At 41.7% G+C, this 25,368-nt stretch carries 22 protein-coding genes and 1 other RNA gene; 19 read left to right on the forward strand and 4 right to left on the reverse strand.

The features are described 5' to 3' along the window. Positions 1 to 26: 26 nt before the first annotated feature. Positions 27 to 929: a helix-turn-helix domain-containing protein gene (locus AWH02_RS03770; RefSeq protein ID WP_045772670.1), complete on the reverse strand. Its 903-nt coding sequence runs from the start codon at positions 927 to 929 to the stop codon at positions 27 to 29. Between the two features lie 160 nt (positions 930 to 1,089). On the opposite strand from AWH02_RS03770, the gene polA reads away from it, so the two are divergent. The 6 genes from polA (at position 1,090) to AWH02_RS03800 (ending at position 7,846) form a co-directional block, all read left to right on the forward strand. Then, entirely contained in the window at positions 1,090 to 3,732 is a 2,643-nt protein-coding gene (gene polA / locus AWH02_RS03775) for a DNA polymerase I (protein WP_060553315.1), read from the forward strand. Between the two features lie 246 nt (positions 3,733 to 3,978). Then, positions 3,979 to 4,416, forward strand: coding sequence for a CoA-binding protein (locus tag AWH02_RS03780; protein ID WP_060553219.1), 438 nt, complete (start codon positions 3,979 to 3,981; stop codon positions 4,414 to 4,416). A gap of 1 nt (position 4,417) precedes the next feature. Continuing rightward, a complete protein-coding gene (locus tag AWH02_RS03785; RefSeq protein WP_060553218.1) occupies positions 4,418 to 4,915 on the forward strand; it encodes a kinase in 498 nt (165 codons plus the stop codon). Positions 4,916 to 5,077: 162 nt separating this feature from the next. Then, positions 5,078 to 5,710 carry a DUF6287 domain-containing protein gene (locus tag AWH02_RS03790; RefSeq protein ID WP_060553217.1) on the forward strand — a complete coding sequence of 211 codons (633 nt, stop codon included), beginning with the start codon at positions 5,078 to 5,080 and terminating at the stop codon, positions 5,708 to 5,710. A gap of 431 nt (positions 5,711 to 6,141) precedes the next feature. Beyond that, positions 6,142 to 6,279 carry a hypothetical protein gene (locus AWH02_RS11000; protein ID WP_155560578.1) on the forward strand — a complete coding sequence of 46 codons (138 nt, stop codon included), beginning with the start codon at positions 6,142 to 6,144 and terminating at the stop codon, positions 6,277 to 6,279. Positions 6,280 to 6,379: 100 nt separating this feature from the next. Further along, on the forward strand, positions 6,380 to 7,846 hold the full coding sequence (locus tag AWH02_RS03800; RefSeq protein ID WP_060553215.1) for an alpha-L-fucosidase: 1,467 nt from the start codon (positions 6,380 to 6,382) through the stop codon (positions 7,844 to 7,846). Positions 7,847 to 7,949: 103 nt separating this feature from the next. Here the strand turns inward: AWH02_RS03800 and AWH02_RS03805 are convergent, their stop codons facing one another. After that, on the reverse strand, positions 7,950 to 8,777 hold the full coding sequence (locus tag AWH02_RS03805) for a DUF975 family protein (RefSeq protein ID WP_060553214.1): 828 nt from the start codon (positions 8,775 to 8,777) through the stop codon (positions 7,950 to 7,952). A gap of 139 nt (positions 8,778 to 8,916) precedes the next feature. Here AWH02_RS03805 and tgt point away from each other — a divergent pair, with 139 nt between their 5' ends. The 12 genes from tgt (at position 8,917) to abpB (ending at position 21,409) form a co-directional block, all read left to right on the forward strand. Further along, positions 8,917 to 10,059 carry a tRNA guanosine(34) transglycosylase Tgt gene (tgt, locus tag AWH02_RS03810; RefSeq protein ID WP_060553213.1) on the forward strand — a complete coding sequence of 381 codons (1,143 nt, stop codon included), beginning with the start codon at positions 8,917 to 8,919 and terminating at the stop codon, positions 10,057 to 10,059. 156 nt (positions 10,060 to 10,215) lie between these two features. After that, positions 10,216 to 10,683 carry a tRNA adenosine(34) deaminase TadA gene (gene tadA, locus AWH02_RS03815; RefSeq protein ID WP_060553212.1) on the forward strand — a complete coding sequence of 156 codons (468 nt, stop codon included), beginning with the start codon at positions 10,216 to 10,218 and terminating at the stop codon, positions 10,681 to 10,683. A 12-nt stretch (positions 10,684 to 10,695) separates the two neighbouring features. Further along, positions 10,696 to 10,793, forward strand: an RNA gene (gene ffs, locus AWH02_RS03820) — signal recognition particle sRNA small type. 523 nt (positions 10,794 to 11,316) lie between these two features. Then, complete coding sequence (locus AWH02_RS03825; RefSeq protein WP_060553211.1) at positions 11,317 to 12,666, forward strand: glucose-6-phosphate isomerase; 1,350 nt, start codon at positions 11,317 to 11,319, stop codon at positions 12,664 to 12,666. A gap of 183 nt (positions 12,667 to 12,849) precedes the next feature. Beyond that, positions 12,850 to 13,752: a flagellar basal body-associated FliL family protein gene (locus tag AWH02_RS03830; RefSeq protein ID WP_060553314.1), complete on the forward strand. Its 903-nt coding sequence runs from the start codon at positions 12,850 to 12,852 to the stop codon at positions 13,750 to 13,752. 21 nt (positions 13,753 to 13,773) lie between these two features. Beyond that, on the forward strand, positions 13,774 to 14,580 hold the full coding sequence (locus AWH02_RS03835; RefSeq protein ID WP_060553210.1) for a hypothetical protein: 807 nt from the start codon (positions 13,774 to 13,776) through the stop codon (positions 14,578 to 14,580). Between the two features lie 353 nt (positions 14,581 to 14,933). Then, complete coding sequence (locus AWH02_RS03840) at positions 14,934 to 15,884, forward strand: hypothetical protein (RefSeq protein WP_060553209.1); 951 nt, start codon at positions 14,934 to 14,936, stop codon at positions 15,882 to 15,884. A 111-nt stretch (positions 15,885 to 15,995) separates the two neighbouring features. After that, on the forward strand, positions 15,996 to 16,694 hold the full coding sequence (gene dapD, locus AWH02_RS03845; RefSeq protein WP_060553208.1) for a 2,3,4,5-tetrahydropyridine-2,6-dicarboxylate N-acetyltransferase: 699 nt from the start codon (positions 15,996 to 15,998) through the stop codon (positions 16,692 to 16,694). Positions 16,695 to 16,782: 88 nt separating this feature from the next. Beyond that, on the forward strand, positions 16,783 to 17,916 hold the full coding sequence (locus tag AWH02_RS03850) for an N-acetyldiaminopimelate deacetylase (RefSeq protein ID WP_060553207.1): 1,134 nt from the start codon (positions 16,783 to 16,785) through the stop codon (positions 17,914 to 17,916). A 19-nt stretch (positions 17,917 to 17,935) separates the two neighbouring features. Beyond that, entirely contained in the window at positions 17,936 to 18,475 is a 540-nt protein-coding gene (locus tag AWH02_RS03855; protein ID WP_060553206.1) for a 5-formyltetrahydrofolate cyclo-ligase, read from the forward strand. Further along, positions 18,456 to 19,139, forward strand: coding sequence for a rhomboid family intramembrane serine protease (locus AWH02_RS03860; protein ID WP_060553205.1), 684 nt, complete (start codon positions 18,456 to 18,458; stop codon positions 19,137 to 19,139). The genes AWH02_RS03855 and AWH02_RS03860 overlap by 20 nt, the downstream gene beginning before the upstream one ends. Before the next feature lie 311 nt (positions 19,140 to 19,450). Beyond that, on the forward strand, positions 19,451 to 21,409 hold the full coding sequence (abpB, locus tag AWH02_RS03865; protein WP_060553204.1) for a C69 family dipeptidase AbpB: 1,959 nt from the start codon (positions 19,451 to 19,453) through the stop codon (positions 21,407 to 21,409). 108 nt (positions 21,410 to 21,517) lie between these two features. On the opposite strand, the gene galU is transcribed toward abpB, so the two are convergent. After that, positions 21,518 to 22,420, reverse strand: a complete 903-nt coding sequence (galU, locus tag AWH02_RS03870; RefSeq protein ID WP_060553203.1) for a UTP--glucose-1-phosphate uridylyltransferase GalU — start codon at positions 22,418 to 22,420, stop codon at positions 21,518 to 21,520. A gap of 29 nt (positions 22,421 to 22,449) precedes the next feature. Further along, entirely contained in the window at positions 22,450 to 23,466 is a 1,017-nt protein-coding gene (locus AWH02_RS03875; RefSeq protein ID WP_045505249.1) for an NAD(P)H-dependent glycerol-3-phosphate dehydrogenase, read from the reverse strand. A gap of 194 nt (positions 23,467 to 23,660) precedes the next feature. On the opposite strand from AWH02_RS03875, the gene AWH02_RS03880 reads away from it, so the two are divergent. Next, positions 23,661 to 25,367, forward strand: coding sequence for an ABC transporter ATP-binding protein (locus tag AWH02_RS03880; protein WP_060553202.1), 1,707 nt, complete (start codon positions 23,661 to 23,663; stop codon positions 25,365 to 25,367). The last annotated feature ends 1 nt before the right edge of the window (position 25,368 follow it).

Consider the following 25,368-nt stretch of genomic DNA (forward strand, 5'->3'; position numbering starts at 1 on the left):
TGAAAATAATATCTATTATGTACAAATCAAATGTTTGGGAAGTCTAGATTTTTTTCCTCTAAAACTTGGTTTTTAAATAAATTATCATTTAAAAACTCTGCTCCCATAATAGCTTTGTCGTAATACTGTAGGGCTTTTTCTTCATTTCCTTTACCATAGAGGTAATACTTTGCTTCTAAATAATCAACTGTGGGTTTTAAACTAGTGTCTCCTATTTCAATCATAATTTCTCTTAACATACTCAATATTTCAGGAATAAATTCATGATAATCAATATCGATTTGATAAAGAACTAATCCTATAAGTACCCTTTGCAATAGATGAGTATAACTGGCATCTTCGTAATTTGTTTGAGATACAATATTTAGACAAACTTTTTTTAAAGTTATTTCATCTCGTTCTGAATTAACAGCTAGAGACAAAAAATACAAGTACAACAGTAGTAAATCATTTGTCGAATATTCTGTTCGTAACATTGTTTGTTCAAAATATTCCTCAATTAAACCTTCTCCAAATTCGGCATTTTCAGAAACATATACATCATCAATAGCTTGTAGAACCTCAACTGCTATTTGTTCATCCTCAGGGAGTTGATCATAAAAACGTTCTTGAATGTCTTCAAAGATAGCTTCACGTTGGTGGATTTTTTCTTCATCTCCATGAATAGATTGACGAATCAATTTTGTTTTCAGTTTTAAATACTCTTTAGGTACAATGAGTAATCCTTCATCGATTAGCTGTGTTATTGGAACCTCTAATACTTCAGCTATATAATCTAATTTAGCCAAGCTAGGTAAGTTATTTCCTGTTTCAATTCGGCCTAACTGACGAATCGTTAGATCTTTTTCATCTCCACAAAATGCTTCTCGACTCAATCCTTTTTCAGTCCGTAAAGTACGAATACGTTTTCCTATTTCTAAATTTTTCATCTAATTCCTCTTCAAACTATACTAGATGTTTAAATAAAAAATGCCACTCATATAATATATTTACATTTTAACATTTTTTAAATTTTTGTATAAGATTTTATATGAAGAATGCGATATTTATGGCTTTTGGGTGCTGCTTGATGTATGTTATAATAAACCTATGGAAAAAAAGAACAAATTATTATTAATCGACGGTTCGTCCGTTGCTTTTCGCGCTTTTTTTGCGCTTTATAATCAAATCGACCGTTTCAAGAGTCCATCGGGCCTGCATACCAATGCCATTTATGGCTTCCACCTCATGCTCAATCATCTCTTGGAGCGCGTGCAGCCGACTCATGTTCTAGTGGCTTTTGATGCTGGAAAGACGACCTTCCGGACCGAGATGTACGCCGACTATAAGGCTGGTCGGGCCAAGACACCGGATGAATTTCGTGAGCAGCTGCCCTTTATCCGAGAAATGCTGCAGCACCTAGGCATTCACTACTACGACTTGGCTCAGTACGAGGCGGATGACATTATCGGAACCTTGGACAAGATGGCTGAAAAGACAGCTGTGCCTTACGATGTAACCATTGTTAGCGGTGATAAAGACTTGATTCAGCTGACGGATGATAATACCGTAGTGGAGATTTCCAAGAAAGGAGTGGCCGAGTTTGAGGAATTTACCCCAGCCTACCTCATGGAGAAGATGGGCATCACGCCAGAGCAGTTCATCGACCTCAAGGCGCTAATGGGCGATCAGTCGGATAACATCCCCGGCGTGACCAAGATTGGTGAGAAGACTGGTCTCAAGCTCCTCTTGGAGTATGGCACTTTGGAAAATCTCTATGAAAACATCGACCAGCTCAAGGCTTCCAAGATGAAGGAAAATCTGATCAATGACAAGGACAAGGCCTTTTTATCTAAAACTCTAGCTACTATCAATACTCAGGCTCCGATTGAAATCGGGTTGGATGATTTGGTTTATAAGGGTCCTCAGGTAGAGGCTCTGAGCAAGTTCTATGATGAGATGGGCTTCAAGCAACTCAAGGCTCAGCTAGGAACTGGTCAAGAGCCAGTAGAAGTCAAACCAATTGAATTTACCCAAGTGACTGAGGTGACAGCGGATATGCTGGTACCAGAGCAATTTTTCTATTTTGAAATTTTAGGTGACAACTACCACAAGGAAGAGATTGTCGGTCTTGCCTGGGGCGATAGCCGTCAGATTTATGTCGGCTCCAGCGATTTACTGCAACAGCCTCTCTTTCAGAAATTTTTGACAAAAACAGCTCTGAAAACCTACGACCTCAAGCGGACCAAGGTACTGCTCAGTCATTACGGCATTGAACTACCAGCAGCCTCCTTTGATGCGCGCCTAGCCAAGTATTTGCTTTCGACGGTCGAGGACAATGAGCTGGCGACTATTGCTCGCCTCTACGGCCAAACGATTCTGCCGACTGATGACGAGGTTTATGGCAAGGGGGCCAAGCGTGCTCTGCCGGAGCAAGAGCGGCTCTTTGAGCATCTAGCTCGTAAGGTTCAGGTACTGCTGGAAACAGAAGAGCCAATGAAAGACCAGCTCCGCGCCCACGATCAGCTGGATTTGTTGCTTGAAATGGAGCAGCCGCTGGCCTTTGTCCTAGCCAAGATGGAGATTGCAGGGATCAAGGTTGAGCGGGAAACCCTGCAAGGTATGCAGGCGGAAAATGAAAAGACGCTGGAAAGCCTGACCCAGGAGATTTATAATCTGGCTGGTCAGGAGTTTAATATTAACTCGCCAAAACAGCTGGGAACCATTCTCTTTGAGGATATGGGGTTGCCGCTGGAGTACACCAAAAAGACCAAGACAGGTTATTCTACAGCGGTTGATGTGCTGGAGCGCCTAGCTCCCATTGCACCGATTGTGTCTAAGATTCTGGAATATCGTCAAATCAGCAAACTCCAGTCCACTTATATCATCGGACTGCAGGAGGCGATAGCAGCTGACGGTAAGATTCATACTCGCTATGTTCAGGATTTGACTCAGACTGGCCGCCTGTCTTCCGTTGACCCGAACCTGCAGAATATCCCCGTTCGTTTGGAGCAGGGGCGCCTCATTCGCAAGGCCTTTGTGCCAGAGTGGGCAGACAGCGTGTTACTCAGCTCGGATTATTCCCAGATTGAGCTGCGAGTGCTGGCTCATATTTCTCAGGACGAGCATCTGATTGCTGCCTTTCAGCATGGAGAAGACATTCACACCGCTACAGCCATGCGGGTCTTTGGTATTGAAAAGGCAGAGGATGTGACGCCTAATGACCGCCGTAATGCCAAGGCTGTCAACTTCGGAGTAGTCTATGGCATTTCCGACTTTGGACTGGCCAATAATTTGGGAATTTCCCGCAAGGCTGCTAAGGACTACATTGAGACCTATTTTGAGCGTTTCCCAGGAATCAAAAATTATATGGAAACGATTGTTCGCGAAGCGCGTGATAAGGGCTATGTAGAGACCATTTATCATCGCCGTCGCTCTTTGCCGGACATCAATTCCCGCAACTTTAACATCCGAAATTTTGCGGAGCGCACAGCCATTAACAGCCCCATCCAAGGATCGGCCGCAGACATTCTCAAAGTCGCCATGATTAATCTGGATCGAGCTCTGACAGAGAAGAATTTCAAGTCTCGCATGCTCTTGCAGGTTCACGATGAAATCGTGCTGGAAGTGCCAAACGACGAGTTAACAGCCGTCCGCCAGCTAGTCAAAGAAACCATGGAAGCCGCGATTGAGCTGGCCGTTCCACTAGTAGCTGATGAAAATGCCGGCCGGACATGGTACGAGGCAAAATAAGATATCAAGGGCGTAAAACACAAAGTGAAAATAGAAAGCTGACTTAGCGTTCGATGAATGCGAGGAAGCTTGTCTTTTTCACACAGTGTTTAGCCCGGATTCAATTAAGTGTATAATATTAACAGAACAACTAAATGGCAACGATAACAGGAGAATTTATCTATTTTCCAAGGTTTTAGCCCAGACTCAGTTAAGACGCAATACTTACAAAACTATCCAGCTTTATTATGAATGAGGAGGAAGTCTATGACTTATCATTTTCAAAATCCCAGTGATGCCATTGTCAAGCATTATCTGGAAAACAGCAAGGTGATTGCTGTTGTTGGTCTGTCAGACCGTGAGGAAACGACCAGTAACCGTGTGTCCAAGGAGATGCAGGAGCGAGGTTATCGCATTATCCCAGTCAATCCTCGGGCAGCAGGCAATCGGATTTTTGGTGAAACTGTTTATGCCAGTCTCAAAGACATTCCTTTCCCGGTGGATATTGTCGATGTATACCGTCGCAGTGAGTTTTTGCCAGATGTAGCGCGTGATTTTCTGGAAGCAGATGCCAAGATTTTCTGGGCACAGTTGGGCTTGGAGAGTGAGGAAGCTGAGCAGATTTTGCGGGCTGCCGGTCGAGACGATATTGTCATGGACCGTTGTATTAAACGCGAGCATACCCGCTTGATTCTGGGCGAATAAGATGGCCAAGTTAGTCATCATTCGTGGAAATTCCGGCTCTGGCAAGTCTAGCCTAACCAAGAAACTACAGGCTCACTACGGTCGAGGTACTCTCTTGATTGCGCAGGATACGATTAGACGGGACATGCTCAAGGAAAAAGTCGAGCCGGGAAATTTGTCTATTGACCTGACGGAGACACTGGCCCACTTCGGCTACGAGCATGATTTGCTGGTTCTGGTTGAAGGGTTTTATGAGACAGACATTTACGGACAGATGCTAGAGCGTTTGCGGAATTTATTTGGTTCTCAGACTCTAGCGTATTACTATGATTTGACTTTTGAAGAAACAGTCCGCCGTCATCAAACCAGAGCGAAGCAAGAAGAATTTACCCCAGCCGACATGAAGCGCTGGTGGAAAGACCGAGACTTCTTAGGCTGGGAAGGGGAAGTCTTTTTCACAGATGAAGATTCGCTTGAGACAGCTTTTCAGCGAATTTGTCAAGATTTAGACAGATTTTAATCTTTACCCAATTTTAAAAGTGACATTTCGGTTTAAGTGTCACTTTTTTTGTAGCCTCCTATTAAATTTAAAATATAATCAAAAAACTATTGACATATATATTACAAAAGATTACAATTAAATTACAAAATATTTCTTTTGTTACAAAAAGGAGAATTAGTGATGAAAACTATAAAATTTACTCTGTTAGTTGTTATGTCTTTAGCGACTTGCTTCTTTCTCTGTGCTTGTGGGAATAAGCAAGAAAGTGCAACCAGTAGCTCAAGCAAGGTTACTCAGACTACCAAATCCAGCGAAAAATCGGAAACATCATCCACAAAGGAAAAGGTTGCGACCAACTCAAGTAGCCAGGATTCCAAAGCTAATCAAATAGATACGGGCAACTCAAGCAAGCAAGATGCCAATACTAGTCAAAAAGAAGATACTACAACTCAGATGGCTACAGCAAGCATGGATATTCAGGCTATTGCTGGTGGTGATTTTTCTAGTGTAGCAGGAACTTGGACCAATGATTTGGGTGAGCAACTGACTTTTAAGGCAGATGGCACTAGTATCTTTAAGAAAAACGATGGTAAGGAAATTGCAAATAATACATTGTATGACGGGAAGATCCAAGATGGGAAATATGTAGTTGGTTTTGGCTATGCGAGCGCGGGCAGTAGTGATCCCTTATTCTTTATTCCTAAAGGTGCGCCTATGCCTGTCACAGGGAATGAATGTCCGAAAGAACAGCTACAACTAGGTAGTGATTCTACCTATGCAGCCCAACATCCATACTACCGAGTGGCAAATTAGTAAATGATGTGTATCTGTGAAAACAACTAATTGCCTGTAAAATGATCCTATTCATAGCTGCAAAGACAAAGAAGGTTGAACATTGATTCAGCCTTCTTTTTTCTGGTCCAGGCTTTAAAGTCCTCTTGTAAATGAGTCTTTTAGGAAAAGAGTTTTTTGCTCAAAACATCAAATATCATAGTGACATTCATGTCCTGTTTTGAGCAAGGGGAAGTCGGTATAATCTCAGTAGAAAGAGGAAAAAACAATGCTTCCAAAAAAAACTAGAAGAAACACCACTAGGTCTTACAACGATCGCTTTATATGATCATTATGGCCAGTTATTAGCACGTTTCCAACGTTTGATATCAGAGGGGCAGGAAGGTATTTTTATTGAAAATATGATAGACAGTGCGATTTTTTATCGTGTTTGCAAAAATGGAAAACCGATTATGATCCCGCTTTTTTATGCAGGAGAAAAAAAGATTCTCTATTTTCAAGATTACCATCATGTCAAGCAAGAGGATGAGATAACCCTACTACCTCATACGGAAGAGTATATTTTTGATGGCAGTGAATATGATGGATAAGCAAATCCAGAATCATTTTTGCTAAAATAATCTGTTTAATTTCCAAAAAACTGGTAGAATAAAAGAAAGCGTTTTAAAACAAACTAATGAGGCAGTAGTAATGAAGATTAGCTTAGAAGAAATCAAAAAAGTTGCCAATCAAGGGCCTTTCTATCCAGACTGGGATTCTCTTGCGACCTATCAGGTGCCCAACTGGTTCACAGGAGCCAAGTTTGGGATTTTTATCCATTGGGGGCTTTATAGTATCCCGGCTTTTGGGAGTGAGTGGTATTCTCGAAATATGTACATCCAAGGTACTGCCGAGTTTGAACATCACGTCAAAACCTATGGGTCCCACAAGGATTTTGGTTATAAGGATTTCATTCCTCTATTTACTGCTGAAAAATTTCAGGCGGAGGAGTGGGTACAGGTATTTAAAGAGGCTGGGGCGCGCTACATCTTTCCAGTAGCTGAGCATCATGATGGTTTCCAGCTTTATGAAAGTCAGCTCTCACCTTTTAATAGTGTGGAAATGGGGCCAAAGCGGGATATCTTACAGGAGTTAAAGCAGGCAGCAGATCAAGCCCATCTTCATTTTTGCACTTCTTCCCATCGGGCTGAGCATCATTTTTTCTTTTCACATGGGAAAGAATTCGATAGTGATATTGCCAAGGAAGTCAGTCGAGATGAACTTTATTGGCCAGCTATGCCAGAGCCAGATCACCATGATTTATTTGGTCAGCCCTATCCCGATCAAGAATTTTTAGATGATTGGCTTTTGCGGACCTGTGAGCTTGTCCGAGACTATCAGCCAGAGATTTTATACTTCGACTGGTGGATTCAACATACAGCCTTTAAAGAACATTTGAAACTTTTTGCGGCTTATTATTATAATTTGGGAGCTGCGACCGGTAAGCCAGCTAGTATTTGTTACAAGCACGATGCCCTGGCTTTTGGGTCTGGGATTGTCGAGATGGAACGTGGTGGCTTTGCGGAGATACAGCCTTTCACTTGGCAGACAGATACAGCTATTGCACGTAATTCCTGGGGCTACACAGAGCAACTGGATTATAAATCTGCCAAAGAAATCATCCAAACTTTGATCGATGTAGTTTCTAAAAATGGGAATCTCCTACTCAATATCGGACCTAAAGGAGACGGTTCGATTCCTGAGAGAGATCAGGCTATCTTAAAGGAAATAGGGACTTGGCTGGAGGTGAATGGCCCAGCGATATATGACTCCTATGCTTGGAGACAATTTGGAGAAGGACCGACGCAACCGGCTAGTGGACCATTTTCTGATGGTGATATCGTAACCTATACTAATCAAGATTTCCGTTTCACAGCCAAGGGAGGCTCTGTTTATGCATTTGCAATGGAGTCCACTACGGATCAATGGCTGACAGTAGAAGCCTTGGCAGATGAAAGGGAAAATCCTGCCTCTCGTTTTCACGGTATTATAAAAAGTGTCTCTTTGCTGGGCTATGAAAAAGCATTGAAATGGGAGCAAACTTCTCAAGGTTTACGGATATTCTTGTCTGAAGTTAAGACTAATCTGCCACTAGTATTTAAAGTCGAGCTGGCTTAAAATAGCGTACAAACAAAAAGCACTTCTGCCTTATGAACTACCCCCAATCGGTTAGATTTACTGTCTAACTTTTTGGGGTCAGTACACTCAAGCAGAGGCGCTTTTATTTTTTCAGGGCTTTTAATTGCTCATAAAAGAGGACGGAGCTGGTATGGATATAGGGAATAACATAGATTCCAGCAAGACCAAGGGTCAGAAACATTAAAATCTGCCAGCCGATAAAGCTCACATCCAGCATAAAACGTTTGTCTTTGTATCCCTTCATCATAAGCCGGCTTTGACGAAGGACTTGAAGCGGACCTTGGTAAGTTCCTTCTTTAAGTTGATCGTAAAGAATAAACTCAGCTTGCGAATAAGCATAACGCTGAGGAAGGGAGATAATCAAGCCTAGAGTAACGAGAAGCAAGCCCAGAAACAGAGAAGGCGAGTAGTTGCTAATCTGCTGAATAGCTTGATCAGACAGTTGATTATTAGGAGCTTGATTGTAGATATAGAGGATGCGGTAGCTCGTAAATATAGAAATGACAGAGCCAACCCAAAGTAAAATACTCCAACAAAATAAAATCAGGCGCTTGCAAAACAAAGTAAGTACAAGGGGAGTAAAGATTTGATTGGAAAAAGCACGCAGAGAGTCCGAAAACTTCAACTGTTCAGTTTGCCTGCGCAACAAATCAATTAAAGCATAGGACGCTGAAATGATAAAAAGAGAGATGACGAAATTGATAACTTGAGAGAAAAGACCGCGACTAACTTCAAGATAGAAAGCCTGTTTTAGATCAACTGACGCGAAATACTCCATCAAATCCTCTTGCGAATCACCCAAAAAATTGCTAAGCAACAAGATCATAATCGGGATGAAAAAGAGAAAGAGAATTCCTGGTATTTTTCTCTGTAGGAGACGGGCTTCAGCCCTTAGTTGACGTAAATTCATAAAAACCTCCAGTAATGCTATCTATTATATCATACCCCGTGACAGACGGGGCTTTTTTTGATAAAATCATACAGTATCTTGTGGAATCTTCCACAAAAAATAAGATCTGGGACTGTCTTTCCCAGCATCGGAGGTAAAAATGTCAGATTCACCGATTCAATATCGATTGATCAAAAAAGAAAAACACACAGGTGCCCGTCTGGGAGAGATTATCACACCTCACGGGACCTTCCCAACGCCTATGTTTATGCCGGTTGGCACTCAGGCGACAGTCAAGACCCAGTCCCCTGAAGAGCTCAAGCAAATGGGGTCGGGTATTATCTTGGCCAATACTTACCATCTCTGGCTACGGCCGGGAGATGAGCTGATTGCCCGTGCAGGTGGTCTACACAAGTTCATGAACTGGGACCAACCTATTCTGACCGATAGTGGTGGTTTCCAGGTCTATTCTCTAGCTGATAGTCGCAACATCACAGAAGAAGGGGTGACCTTCAAGAACCACCTCAACGGTTCCAAGATGTTCCTCTCACCAGAAAAGGCCATCTCCATCCAGAACAATCTGGGGAGTGATATCATGATGTCCTTTGATGAATGCCCGCAGTTCTACCAGCCTTATGATTATGTCAAGAAGTCCATTGAGCGGACCAGCCGTTGGGCAGAGCGTGGACTAGAGGCCCATAGTCGTCCGCATGACCAAGGCCTCTTTGGTATTGTTCAGGGTGCTGGCTTTGAAGATTTGCGCCGCCAGTCTGCTCAAGACTTGATCAGCATGGATTTCCCAGGCTACTCTATCGGAGGACTGGCTGTTGGTGAGTCTCACGAAGAGATGAATGCGGTGCTGGACTTCACAACACCAATGCTACCTGAAAATAAGCCTCGCTATCTCATGGGAGTGGGAGCTCCAGATAGCTTGATCGATGGTGTTATCCGTGGTGTGGATATGTTTGACTGTGTTCTACCGACTCGCATTGCCCGAAACGGCACTTGTATGACTAGTGAAGGACGCCTAGTCGTTAAAAATGCCCAGTTTGAAGAAGATTTCACGCCATTGGATCATAACTGTGATTGCTACACTTGTACCAATTACACGCGGGCCTATATCCGCCATCTGCTCAAGGCTGACGAGACCTTTGGACTTCGCTTGACAAGTTATCACAATCTTTACTTCTTAGTAAACCTTATGAAGAAAGTTCGCCAAGCTATTATGGATGATAACTTGTTAGAATTCCGTGAAGATTTTATGGAGCGCTACGGCTATAATCGATCCAATCGGAATTTCTAAAAAACTTTAAGTTTTCTTTAAGTAAGGGAGTTTATGATATACCTATCCTAAAATTTTTCATAATCTCCTAAAAAGTCGCCAAGATTCTTGGTGGCTTTTTTTGGCTCTAAACATTATAATAGAGCAGAAGAGAATTTGAAAGATAACAGAAAATCTATGAACTATAGTCAAGAAGAAAAAGAATATTTTATGCAGGAGGCTTTGAAAGAGGCCAAAATTGCTTTAGAAAACGATGAGATTCCAATCGGATGTGTCATTGTTAAAGATGGTCAGATTATTGGTCGTGGGCATAATGCACGTGAGGAGTTGCAGCGGGCGGTTATGCATGCGGAAATTATGGCAATAGAAGAGGCGAATCAGCATGAGAATGGTTGGCGCTTGCTGGATACAACACTTTTTGTGACCATTGAACCCTGTGTCATGTGTAGCGGAGCAATCGGTTTAGCGCGCATTCCCCATGTTGTCTACGGAGCACCAAATCAAAAGTTTGGAGCAGCTGGCAGCCTTTATGATATTCTGACGGATGAGCGTCTTAACCACCGAGTAGAGGTGGAGACAGGTGTTCTCCAAGAAGAGTGCGCTCAAATCATGCAAGATTTTTTCAGAAATCGTCGCCAAAAGTAAAAAAATATGATATACTATTCATGGAGCAACAGTTTTGCGTGAAGCGGGTCAGGGGAGGAATCCAGCAGCCCTAAGCGATGTAAACTGTGTGCTCTTTTTCTATGTACCTTAGTGAATCAAGTCCAAAGGACGCAGATGAACTTAGGTACATTGACGCAGTTTGAGCAACGCGAGAACTACGTTCCGAAATGCAGTGAGTCAAGCCTGCAAGGCGCAGATGAATCTTAGAGCAATGGATGCAGTTTTTCCCGTAAGGGAAAAATCTGTAAACCGTATAAAAATCCTTAACGAATCAACTCCGAAGGAGGAAGATGAGTTTAGAGACATTGACGCAGTTTGAGCGAAGCGAGAACTAGGTTCTGATTAGAAAGCCTTATTTGTGAATTTTTCAGATGAGAAAATATACAAGAAATGTTCTGGTCTGGGATAGAATCCTAGGCCTTTTTCTATGAAGAGGAATCATAAGCAGAGTAGGACAAATTCAGTGAATTACGCAAACGATTGCCTTGAAGTGCCTATTAGGTTTTGCTAACTTGTAAAAAAATAAATTGGAAGCGTTTTAAAATAAGGTTTTGCTTGCTAAAAAAGTCGTAAAGCGTTATCATATTAAAGAAAAGAAATTGGAGGAATATCATGTCACATATTAAATATGACTATTCAAAAGTTTTGGACAAATTTGTTGCCCCTCATGAAGTGGAATACATGCAAGCACAAGTAACAGCAGCAGATGAATTGATCCGCAAAGGAACTGGTGCTGGAAGCGACTTTTTGGGTTGGTTGGACCTTCCTGAAAATTATGACCGCGAAGAATTCGACCGCATCTTGAAAGCTGCAGAGCAAATCAAATCAGACAGCGATGTCTTGGTTGTGATCGGTATCGGTGGATCTTACCTTGGTGCCAAAGCAGCCATCGACTTCTTGAACCACCACTTTGCTAACTTGCAAACAAAAGAAGAACGCAAAGCCCCACAAATCCTTTACGCTGGAAACTCAATTTCATCTACTTACCTTGCTGACTTGGTAGAGTACGTAGCTGACAAAGACTTCTCAGTAAACGTGATTTCTAAATCTGGTACAACAACTGAACCAGCAATTGCTTTCCGTGTCTTCAAAGAACTCTTGGTTAAGAAATACGGTCAAGAAGAAGCCAACAAACGTATCTACGCTACAACTGACCGCCAAAAAGGTGCTGTTAAGGTTGAAGCAGACGCTAACGGTTGGGAAACATTCGTGGTTCCAGATGACATCGGTGGACGCTTCTCAGTATTGACAGCAGTTGGTTTGCTTCCAATCGCTGCATCAGGTGCGGACATCAAAGCTCTTATGGAAGGTGCTAACGCAGCTCGTAAAGACTACACTTCAGATAAGATTGCTGAAAATGAAGCTTACCAATACGCAGCAGTTCGTAATATCCTTTACCGCAAAGGCTATGCAACTGAAATCTTGGTAAACTACGAGCCATCACTTCAATACTTCTCAGAATGGTGGAAACAATTGGCTGGTGAGTCAGAAGGTAAAGACCAAAAAGGTATCTACCCAACTTCAGCTAACTTCTCAACTGACTTGCACTCATTGGGTCAATTTATCCAAGAAGGAACTCGTATCATGTTTGAAACAGTTGTTCGTGTTGACAAACCACGTAAGAACGTGATCATTCCTACTTTGGAAGAAGACCTTGATGGACTTGGTTACCTTCAAGGAAAAGACGTTGACTTTGTAAACAAAAAAGCGACCGACGGAGTTCTTCTTGCCCACACTGATGGTGACGTACCAAACATGTACGTGACTCTTCCAGAGCAAGATGCCTTCACTCTTGGCTACACTATCTACTTCTTCGAATTGGCCATCGCCCTTTCAGGTTACTTGAATGCCATCAACCCATTTGACCAACCAGGTGTTGAAGCCTACAAACGTAACATGTTTGCCCTTCTTGGTAAACCAGGATTTGAAGAATTGAGCAAAGAATTGAACGCTCGCCTTTAATAGACAAACGTAAGGACCTCGAAAGAGGTCTTTTTTGTATAGGGCTCTTTATCTATTGGGGCATTGGCCAATCTTGTGAATTTATGATATATTAGAACTATTACATTTAAATTTTGCGCGTCAGACTTTATTCACGAAGAGTGAGGAGAGTAATGGGTGAAAGTTGCTAGTAAAGGAGATGTTATGACAACAGAGGATAAAAAGCCTTTTAAATCGCAAGAAGGACAAACCAATCAAGAGCCTGATCAAAAAGAAAACAATTTAGTTTCTCAAGAGGAAAGTCATCAAGAACTTCAATCGGAAGCTAAACGCGGTTGGATTAAGTTGATCACTTTCTCAGTCCTTGCTGCTTTTGTTGCTGGTCTGATTGGTGGAGGTGTTGGCTATCTTTGGGGACAATCATTCAAGTCCGAAGCTGATACTCGACGATATAAACGTCTAGAACGAGCCAAGGCTGAAGCTAAAGATACAGAAACTGGCTTTATCACAGAGAAAGACAGGGTTGTCTTTACTTTTTCTCTTAAAGATCTTGGCTTGTTGAAGTATAACAATAAGGATGGTCATGGATTAACTGCAGATCAAATTGTTAATACCTATGGATTGGCTTCTGGTGTGGATTATGACAAGAAGGGGATTAAACTTTCTTGGGATAGATCGAAGTCTTCAAAAAGTCAAAGCGTCACTATGTATTTTGAAAAATCAGGTGACAATTATTATTTAAAGCATGTCCAAGCATATGCGCTAGGCGAATTCCAAGACAAGCAGAAACTAGAAGATGAAGACGAAGATGAAAAGGATACTGACAATTCAAAAGATTATAAATTAACAAATGAAGAGTTTAAAAGTCTGAAAAAAGGAGATTCAAAAACAGGCAAGGGAGGGACTCCTTTATCAGAATTATTGAAAAAACATGGACAATCTATCCAAATTGAAACGGAAAACGATATTACTGCTAATGGAGAAAAGTATATCTCTAATCGAGTGATTGCAAGGGTATTCTATGAAGTTAATGATGATTATAAGACATTACGATTCCTAGCACAACCGAATGGGGAATTCTTATACATTGGCACAGAACGAGATTAAGATAGAGGAGATAGATGAAAGATGAATATGAATCAATCACAGATACCATTTGACGTGCCTGAAAATCGTGATCAAGAGAAAGCAGGAAAAAGGCGAATGCTTATTTGCATCACAGGTTTTGCTGTTTTGGGGCTGATAGTTGGTCTAATTTTTGGTTATTCTACAGGGGATATGAATCTGACCAAGCGCCTCTATCCAATCATCAATTTAAAAGCTGATACGGGTAAATCAAAAAGAGATGTGGCTGCTGAATATATCGACCCCGAAGAGTCAGAATTTAGTTGGGATATCAATAATCTCGCTGCTCTTAAGTTCGGTTATTACGATAAGCCAGATTTAGGAACTCCCATAGAAGATATTCTTGATGAGTATGGTAAGGCTATAAAAGGTTCGTTTCGAAGAGATAGAATTGATTTAAAGTGGGGCGAGTTAGATGATTATGACCAGGATGAAGATAGTTTCTACTATCGCTTAATTCGTGAAATGGAGCTTGCTTTTAAGAAGGAAGGCGATCGCTACTACTTACAAAATATTTCTTATTCAGGTGATTACAGAAAGGCTAAAGCCGCTTATATGCCCTCTGATTATTATGATAAGCTGAAAGTGGGAGATCCAAAAACAGGTAAAGGCGGGGTTTCTTATAAGGAAGTCATTGGGGATAATGCAGTCTCATCTCTGACGGTGTCTGCAGGAGAAGATATTGAAACAGATGAAGTAATTACCAAAATGAGGATTCGTTTCAACTCATCAGGTTCGGATGAGTACAAGTTGACCTTTGTTAAACAGGCAGATGGAGATTTCCTTTTAGCTAAAAAAGGAGCCGATTAAAAAGCGACTTATTCTCGTTCACTTGGAGATTCCTGATAGGGTATGAGGAGCGAGTAGCTTAAAGTTTGAATAAAATTTTTTGAAAGATCTGGAATGGAAATTCCAGGTCTTTATATGTTTAGTTGAAATTGATTCACTAATCTGCCCAGTAAATCTAAGAAGTGGAAGTTTTCCTTTCCTTGATTATATGTTACAATCAGGGGAGATGTAGCAATATTGAGATAGATTTTTAATTATGTTGATAACGAAGCGATATTTACTTGGAGCATCTGAGAAGGACTAGAATATATATGGAGATAGAGAACTAGATAGAAGGATATTGATTTCGTTTAAGGGAGAAAAAGGATAAGAGAATGGAAAAAAGAGACTTAGACAAACTACGAAAAGAACATAAGGAACGATTTGGCAAGACAAAAGAATCTTCTAGAAGAAATTCTAATGAAATGCCTGGCTCGGTACCTGCATCAAAGCGCAATGAGGAAGCCAAACCAACAAATGAAGCCATTTCGGAGAAGCCAGCTACACCAATATCGGAATTGAATTCCAAGGACGTAAAAAAACCGAAACTGAAACAAAATTTAGGTTCTAGGAGATCAGATTATCAATCAAAGTTTAAAGAAGCAAGGATACAAAGGATTAAACCAACTTCTCGTTTCTCTTCAAAGTTAATTGCTGTAGCAGTATTAACGCTTGTTATAGGACTCTTTATCTTAATTGGGAAGGGACTCAATTCTCATAAAGATGATCAAGCAATGGGAGCAGAGTCAAAGTATAGTTCTCCAAATGCTAAGGCTTTGGATTGGGAGAGGGTTGACTTTGTAAAGTATAAGATTGAAAATGATGGGACTAAAAACCTTCACGTGTCTGATTTTGTTCGTCAATATGGTTTAGCCCAAACTAGCAACGAAATGAAAGTGGGCAAAAAGGACAAATTGCTATCACTGACTTATAATTTAAAAGGCGGAGGCGTGGCTGTTATTCAATTCTGGAACAGAGGTTCTGGTCCACATCTTGTCAGTGTTTCTTATGATACTACTCAAAAAGAATATCTGACGGATGAGAGGCTTGCCTTTCTTAGAGGGATTAGCCCAGATGAAGAAAAAGGCATCACGGATATAGAGATAGTTGATCAAGTGGGAGTTCCCAAAAGGTATTATAAATCGAACATTGAAGGCTACTCTATTTTGAACATGGCCTACCAAACAAAGGATAAAACCTTCGTCCTTTTGGAATTTGCAAGGGACAAGGATGGAAAGTTTCATTTAAAAAAGGTCCAAGAATCCAAAAACGATTTCGATGTCTAGTAAAGTTCAAACTGACTGACCGAATTATGTTATAATAGAAAACATTAGATAGCTAGGAGAGACTTGCCTCTTTCCTAGTTCAAAAAATAGAAAGAACAAAGAGGTGAAGCTATGTCTGCTACCAAAATGAATGCTCAAGAAATCATCAAATTTATCGCTGACGCCAAGAAAAAGACTCCTGTCAAGGTAACTTTTAACGGAGAATTGCACGGTACCATTCCTTGGTCTGTTGTGAAGTTAGGCAATGTTCTTTTTGGAGACTGGGAAGAAATCAAGCCTCTCCTAGTGAACTTAGAAGAAAATAAGACCTATGTCGTTGAGCAAGATGCTCGTAACTCGGCTGTGCCACTTTTGGACAAGCGCGACGTCAATGCCCGTATCGAGCCAGGTGCTATTATCCGTGATCAAGTCGAAATTGGTGACAATGCTGTTATCATGATGGGGGCAGTCATCAATATTGGTGCAGAGATTGGCGCTGGGACCATGATTGATATGGGTGCTATCCTGGGTGGCCGAGCTATTGTCGGAAAAAATAGCCACGTCGGTGCAGGTGCAGTTCTAGCGGGAGTCATTGAGCCAGCTAGCGCTGAGCCAGTTCGGGTTGGAGACAATGTGCTGATTGGTGCCAATGCGGTTGTGATTGAAGGTGTACAAATTGGCAGTGGCTCCGTTGTTGCGGCTGGTGCGATTGTGACTCAGGATGTTCCTGAAAATGTAGTGGTTGCTGGTGTTCCAGCTCGAATTATCAAGACCATTGATGAGAAGACCCAGCAGAAGACAGCTCTAGAAGACGCTCTTCGCACACTTTAATATTGCATAAATAACAGTGCCGCGCCCGAAGTTGATTGGGTGCGGTCAGATTTTATCTGGTTTGACAAGACAATAAAGGAAAGAAACAATGCTTGATTATCTAAAAATTCGCCGAGATTTACACCAAATACCAGAGATCGGTCTGGAAGAATACAAGACTCATGCTTACCTGATGCAGGTCATTGATGGACTGACAGCAGGTCTAGACTTTGTGGAAATCCGAACTTGGCGAACTGGTATTTTGGTCTTTATCAAGGGCAGTTCACCGGATAAGACGATTGGCTGGCGGACAGATATTGATGGTCTTCCGATTGTCGAGGAGACAGGTCTGGACTTTGCTAGTACCCATGAAGGCCGAATGCATGCCTGCGGACACGATATGCACATGACGGTCGCTCTAGGTCTGCTGGAGCAAGCTGTGAGCGCTCAGCCTACCCACAATCTGCTCTTTCTCTTTCAGCCTGCTGAGGAAAATGAAGCTGGCGGAATGCTCATGTATGAAGACGATGCTTTTGGCGATTGGCTGCCAGATGAATTTTACGGACTTCATGTGCGGCCGGATCTCAAAGTTGGTGATATTGCCACTAACAGAGGAACCCTCTTTGCTGGTACCTGTGAAGTCAAGCTGACCTTTAAGGGGAAGGGGGGCCATGCAGCTTTTCCCCATGAAGCCAATGATGCTTTGGTTGCGGCTAGCTACTTTATCACCCAGGTGCAGACCATTGTCAGCCGCAATGTCGATCCTATCGAGGGAGCGGTTGTAACCTTTGGTTCGCTCCATGCTGGCACAACCAACAATGTCATCGCAGAAACGGCCTTTTTGCATGGTACCATTCGGACTCTGACTCAGGAGATGAACCTCTTGACCCAGAAACGCTTACGAGAAATAGCAGAGGGCATAGCCCAAGGTTTCGGTCTGGAATTGGACTTGGAGCTCAAGCAAGGTGGTTATCTGCCTGTAGAAAATCATCCTGATCTGGCAGGTGAACTGATGGACTTTTTCCAGAAGGAAGACGGAGTGGAGCTGATTGATATTGCGCCGGCGATGACAGGTGAGGATTTTGGCTATCTGCTCAGCAAGATCAAGGGCGTCATGTTCTGGCTGGGAGTGGACAGTCCCTATGCCCTCCATCATCCAAAAATGACACCGGATGAGGCAGCACTGCCCTTTGCTATTGAAAAGATTGGGAAATTCCTAGATTATAAAGTTAATGACAGATAAGAAAAGAGGAACGCGTTGCATGAAAAAAGAGCTGAGACAAACGGTACTAAGCCAGATGAAGAGTCTTTCAGGAAAAGACAAAGAGCAGGCAGATGGCTGGCTGACCCAGCACATGCTTCAGTCAAGAGCTTATCAAGAAGCTAAAGTCATCGCAACTTATCTTTCTATGCCCCATGAAGTCTCAACAGTAGCTTTTATCAAGCAGGCTCAGTCGGACGGCAAGCGGGTTTTAGTGCCCAAAACCTATGGCCAGGGGCGGATGATATTTGTTGATTATGATGAAAGTCGCCTACAAAAAAGCTCCTTTGGTCTTATGGAGCCGATAAGTGAAGAGGCTGTGGATAAGACAGAAATTAATCTGATTCATGTGCCAGGTGTGGTCTTCAATTCTCAAGGATTTCGGATCGGTTACGGCGGTGGCTACTATGACCGTTATCTGGCTGATTTTTCTGGTGCTAGTGTCAGTACGCTTTATCAAATTCAGCTAGCGAATTTTAAACCGGATCTGCATGATGTCTCGGTAAAGGAGTTAATCATATATGAAACAAATCTACGATAGAAACTACCCAGTGACAAGTATTTTATTGATCATAACGAGCCTTGTCTTTGTTTTAATGTTTCTTTTCTACGGTTTCCAATATAGTAGTACGGAAGCCTTGTCTTACTTTGGGGCAGTACGTGGCTATACAATCCAAGAGATGCCTATGGAATTTTGGCGAGTTTTTGCCGCCATATTTGTCCATATTGGTTTAGAGCATTTCGTGGTCAATATGCTTACTCTGTATTTCCTTGGCCGTCAGATAGAAGATATTTTCGGACCATGGAAATTCTTATTGCTCTACCTCATGTCTGGGGTGATGGGAAACTTATTTGTCGTATATTTCTCACCAAACAGTCTGGCTGCAGGAGCCTCCACATCGCTTTTCGGTCTCTTTGCGTCAGTTGTCGTTCTGCGCTATGCCACACGAAACTACTATCTTCAGCAGTTGGGGCAATCCTATATGAGCCTACTGGCTGTCAATCTAATCATGAGTTTCTTACCAGGAATCAGTCTTTCTGGTCACTTAGGTGGTCTTGTTGGTGGAGCTTTAGGTGCGGTGATTCTACCAGTTTCAGGCGAACGCAATGCATTTAGTAAGCCACAAAGATTTTTAGCCCTAATAGTCTATCTGGGATTAGCAGCCATTTTGATTTTTATGACTTTTCAAAGACCAATTTTTTAAGAAAATTAAGCTAAGTACCGCTTTGATTAGCGGTACTTTTTTATAATTATAACTTTTGATGAAACAAGGAATTTCAATAATTTGATGTATCAATATTTTATAAAATGGACTCTTAATTAGTTTTAGCAGAAATAAATTAGTAAACTTCTAAAATGTCTAAATTTATAGGTGTATGTTTTCCCTGTTTTATATCTGTAAAACGTATAAATAAACAATTTTGAAAGCGCTTGCAAATACGAAGTTAAAGGAGTATACTATGGTTGTAAATATAGGGAGTCTAGGACTTCCAAAAAAATAAAAAGGAGTTAGCGATGAAGAAGTTAACATTCAAAGTTGTCATTGCTGTGATGGCAATCCTCATGTTGCCTATCCAAGCGGTTCAAGCTTGTTGTGGTTTTATTTTTGGTCGCCAGTTGACAGCTGACGGTTCAACCATGTTTGGCCGTACGGAAGACTATCCTTACTATCCCAATGGTGGGAAACACAATAAAAACTATGTTGTTGTGGAAGGAAAGAACTATAAGGAAGGAGACCAGATTGTAGATGAATCTAATGGTTTCACATATCCACATGCAGCCAACGAAATGAAGTATACTGCAACTTATGATTCTGCTCGTGGCGATGGTAGTAACGGTGCTTTCGGGGAACATGGCTTTAATGAAGCAGGTGTTTCAATGACATCTACAGTTACAGCAATTCCAAATAAAAAAGTACTTGCAAAAGACCCTCTTAAAGCAGATGGTCTTCCAGAAGCTGCTATGCTGGATGTCATTTTGCCTCGTGCAAAATCAGCTCGTGAAGCAATTGAGTTGCTTGCAAAAGTCATTGAAGAAAAGGGATCTGCTGAAGGAAATACAGTTGTAGTTGCAGACCAAAAAGAAACTTGGTACATGGAAATCTTATCTGGCCACCAATATGTAGCGGTGAAGGTGCCAGAAGATAAATACGCAGTTTTTGCTAACACCTATTACCTTGGCCATGTTGATTTGAATGACAAAGAAAATGTTATTGCTTCTAAAGATGTAGAAAAAGTAGCCCAAGAAGCAGGAAACTACAAGACAGATAAAGATGGTAATTTCCACATTGCTAAATCATATGGACCTGAAAAATACGCAGAAGGGGATCGTTCTCGTACATATGCAGGAATTACACTTCTTGATCCTAAATCTAAAATTACTTATGAAGATGATGAGTACGAGCTCTTCCGCTCTCCAACTGATCCTAACAAGAAATTTACTCTTGAGGATGCCTTTGCTTTGCAACGGAACCGCTTTGAACACTTGAATGGTCGTTTTATACCTGATGATCAAATTGGGGTCAAGAAACAAGGCGACAATGGTGCAAATGATGCTGTTCGGAAAGATCAATACAAATATGCTCTTGGTAATGAAAATGTTATCGATGCCCATGTTTATCAAATTGATCCGAAGTTGCCAAAATCTTTTGGTGGTAAAGTATGGCTCGGTTTAGGACCATCACGTAACACACCATATGTACCTTTCTATGGTAACGTTCAAGATACTTATCAAGCCTTTAAACCTCAAACTGCTACTTATGATCCAAACTCATGGTATTGGACAGTATGGCACATTGACCAAATGGCAATTAAGAACCAAGATATTTTCGGTAAGACTGTTCAAGATCATTGGAAGATGCTTGAAAAACAATTCATCATTGATCAAGAGAAGAAGGATATTGAGTATTATTCACTGAAAGATCAACCAGAAGCTGCTAAAGCTGCTGAACACAAAGTGACAAAAGATGCACTTGATTTATCAGATCGTCTTTTCCAACACTTTAAGGACTATGAAAAGTTGATGGAAAAACAATTAGAAGCTGCTGGACGTAAGTCTGATCCTTATCGCGCTTCACAACCAGATGATAAACAAGACCCATCAACACCTGAAAAACCAGATACTCCAAAAACTCCAGAAAAACCAAAAGCAACTGAAGAAGTAAATAAAAACGTACTTCCTGCTGAATACTATGTTGCAGCACCTCCGACTCATGATATTCCTGCTAATGCAGAAGGGAATCCAAACAATCGTTTTGGCTATGCAGCTACAGCAAATGTGCAAGTATTCGGACAAACATCTACTCGCGCTGAAGCTCCTCAGGTACAAAGCCAAGCTTCTCAAGAGTCAAGTCAAGCTCCACAAACAACAGTTGCCAATGCAGAAGGCAATCCAAACAACCGCTTTGGTTTCGCAGGAAATTATGAAGGCGGAAAAGATTTCAAGAATATTGGAACATTCTCTAACGGAAATTAATGTTTCTGTTGAGAAAGCCAGTCATTGGATATAAGAAAACACCTAGTTAAATCTAGGTGTTTTTGTGTTTTGAGTAATAGACCAATCGGTCGTATTTCATCCTCGGTTTTATTTTTTAGTTTTTTCTTCTAGCTTTTTACCAAGTTCAATAATATAGTGTTCCAAATCATCTTTGACCTGCGGATGTTTGAGAGCGTAATCGATAGATGTTTTCATGAAGCCAAACTTGTCACCAACATCGTAGCGGTCACCCTTGAATTCACGGGCAAATACGCGCTGGGTCTTGTTAAGAGTATCAATGGCATCTGTCAGTTGGATTTCATTTCCAGCACCAGGAGCTTGATTTTCCAAGATTTTAAAAATTTCTGGAGTCAGCAGATAGCGACCAATGATTGCCAAATCACTTGGAGCTTCCTCCGGACTTGGTTTTTCAACAAATTTTTCGACACTATAAAGTCCATTAAGACCTTCGCCTTGCGGAGCGATGACACCATATGAAGAAACTTCTTCATGAGGGACCTGCATAACAGCAATTGTAGAAGCATGAGTTGCTTCATAGTCGTTCATCAGCTGTTTGGTAAGTGGCATAGCTTTATCATTAGTGATATCCATAAGGTCATCACCTAACATGACAACAAAAGGTTCGTTGCCGACAAAAGCCTTAGCTTGAAGCACAGCATCTCCCAGCCCACGCGGATGACTTTGTCGAATGAAGTGCAGGCCAATACCGGTTGTTTCATCAACTAATTTCAAAAGGTCATCTTTGCCTTTTTCTTTGAGGTTGTATTCAAGCTCAAAGTTGGAGTCGAAGTGGTCTTCAATCGAACGTTTTGACTTACCAGTTACGACTAAAATATCTTCAATTCCAGACTTGAGAGCTTCTTCGACAATAAATTGAATGGTAGGCTTGTCCACGATAGGTAACATTTCTTTAGCAAGCGCCTTAGTAGCAGGTAGGAAACGAGTTCCAAGGCCAGCTGCTGGAATGACAGCTTTCTTAACTTTTGACATTAGTAAATCCCTTCTAAATGCAGATTTGGTTATGACCATTCGTTCTCGGCCTTGAATTCATTGTTCATGATTTCGAAGATAGCCTCTTTTATGTCATGGTCTTGATAAATGACTTTATAAATGGCTTGGGTAATAGGCATATATACATCCAGTTCCTGAGCAAGTTCATAAGCAGCCTTGGTGGTGGAAATTCCTTCAATCACCATGCCCATGTTAGCTTCAATATCCGCTAATTTTTCTCCACGTCCAAGAGCATCCCCAGCCCGCCAGTTGCGAGAGTGGATAGAAGTTCCGGTAACAATAAGGTCACCAACTCCAGATAAACCGCTATAGGTCAAAGGACTAGCGCCAAGTTTCACTCCTAAGCGAGTGATTTCAGCCAGTCCACGCGTGATAATGGCAGCCTTGGCATTGTCGCCATAGCCTAGGCCGTGTAGAGCCCCAGCTCCGACGGCGATAATATTTTTAAGGGCACCTGCAGTCTCGACTCCAACCACATCTGTATTGGTATAGAGGCGGAAATAGTGGTTGCTGAAAAGTTTCTGTACATATTTGGCAGCTTCTAGGTCCTTAGAAGCTGCTGTAATGAGAGTGATATCGCGAACAATGGTTTCCTCAGCATGGCTAGGACCTGAAACAACGACAATTTCACTACGCAATTCACTCGGGATTTCCTCTTCTAAGATTGTAGAAATACGTTCATGGCTGTCGGGTTCCAAACCTTTGGAAGCATGCATAACCTTAACCTTGTGGTCTAGGATTTGAGCGACTTGTTTTGCTACCAGTCTTGTGACCTTGGTTGGCACCACAAATAGAACCGCATCAGCACCATCTAAGGCTTCTGCTAGACTGTGGTAGGCTTTGATTTTTTCATCGAGGACAGTATCTTTAAAATAACGTGTGTTTGTATGCGCTTGGTTGATTTCATCAATCTGTTCAGCAATGTTACCCCAAATACGTACTTCGTGACCATTATCATTTAACACTTGTGACAAAGCTGTACCCCAAGAGCCAGGACCGATCACAGCAACTCGTTGTTTATCCATCTTTCTTATTTCCATTTCTAACTAGAGTATTCTACTCTATTCTATCATATTAAAAGAAAAAATCGTTTTCAAGCTTAAATGTTCTCATTTTCTTATAGTCATTTTAAAGCTAAGTTTAATAAGCTTGACATTGATTTTTTCTGTGATATAGTAAGAAAACGAAGGAAAAAGAGAAAACTAGTAGAGGGAAGATGATGTTTGTAAAAACCTTATTAAAGTACAAATGGTTTGTTGTGTGTTCGATTGTAATGACTGGCTTGATGATTGCTAGTTCGCTGTTGCAACCGTGGCTCCTTAAGCAGGTCCTGGATGCTTTGCAGATGAGTGATAGTAAAGCTATTTATCAAGCTGGGGCTTGGCTGATTGGTATGGGGATTGTTGGCTTGCTTGCTGGTGGTATTAATGTAACGACAGCAGCTTATATCGCCCAAGCGGTGTCATCTGATTTGCGGGAGAAGACTTTTCGAAAGATCCAGACTTTCTCTTATGCCAATATTGAGCAGTTCAATGCTGGAAATCTGGTTGTTCGGATGACCAATGATATTAATCAAATTCAAAATCTGGTTATGATGATGTTTCAAATCTTGCTTCGCCTGCCAGTCCTATTCATTGGTTCGGTTGTCTTGGCCATCGTGACTGTTCCGGAACTCTGGTGGATTATTGCCCTCCTAATTTTACTTGTGACTGGGTTGACAGCTATGATGATGGGGCTTATGGGGCCTCGGTTTAAGAAATTTCAGACCTTGTTAGAGCAAATGAATGCTATTGCCAAGGAAAATCTTCGAGGAGTTCGGGTAGTGAAGTCCTTTGTGCAAGAAAGGGCACAATTTGGTAAATTCAGCCATGTTTCTGATGAACTCCTGGATCAAAATTTATTTATCGGTTACGCTTTTTCAGTTGTTGAACCAATAATGATGTTCATCGGTTACGGAGCAGTTTATCTGGCTATTTGGACCTTGTCAGGCATGGTTGCTACAGACGCGGGAGTGGTCAGTTCGATTGCTTCTTTCATTGGCTACCTGAATCAAATCATCTTTACTATTATCATGGTTGGTTTTTTAGGAAATGGTGTGACGCGGGCCATTATATCAATGAGACGTCTCAATGAGGTTTTAGATACAGAGCCTGCCATGACTTTCCCAGATATAGCAGATGAAGACTTAGAAGGCAGTATTCATTTTGATCATGTGACCTTTACTTACCCAACAGATGAAAGTCCAATTCTAAAAGATATTAGTTTCGAAGTAGCTCCAGGGGAAATGGTTGGCGTTGTCGGTGCAACGGGTGCTGGTAAGTCTACCTTGGCTCAGCTGATTCCTCGCCTCTTTGATCCCCAAGAAGGCTCTATTTCAATTGGTGGTAAGGATCTACGAGAAGTCAGTCAGGGAAGTCTTCGTAAGAATGTCTCTATTGTCTTGCAACGAGCTATTCTCTTTAGCGGGACCATTGCTGACAATCTTCGTCAAGGGAAACTCGATGCTTCCCTGCCCGAGATGGAATGGGCGGCAGGAGTTGCCCAAGCCAGTGAGTTTATTGGCCGTATGGCGGACAGCTTTGACAGTCAGGTAGAAGAACGGGGGAATAACTTCTCCGGTGGCCAGAAGCAAAGGATGTCCATTGCGCGTGGTGTCGTCAACCATCCCAAGATCCTAATTTTAGATGATTCGACCTCAGCTTTAGATGCCAAATCAGAAAAATTGGTTCAAGAAGCTTTGAATAGGGACTTGAAGGGCACGACCACCATTGTCATTGCTCAAAAGATTAGTTCGGTTGTCCATGCAGATAAGATTTTAGTCTTAGACCAAGGCCGTTTAATCGGAAAAGGAACGCATAAAGAGCTAGTCGCAACAAATGAAGTCTATCGTGAGATATACGAGACACAGAAAGGAAAGGAGGATTAAG

The organism is Streptococcus gordonii (genome assembly GCF_001553855.1).
Taxonomy (GTDB): Bacteria; Bacillota; Bacilli; order Lactobacillales; family Streptococcaceae; genus Streptococcus; species Streptococcus gordonii.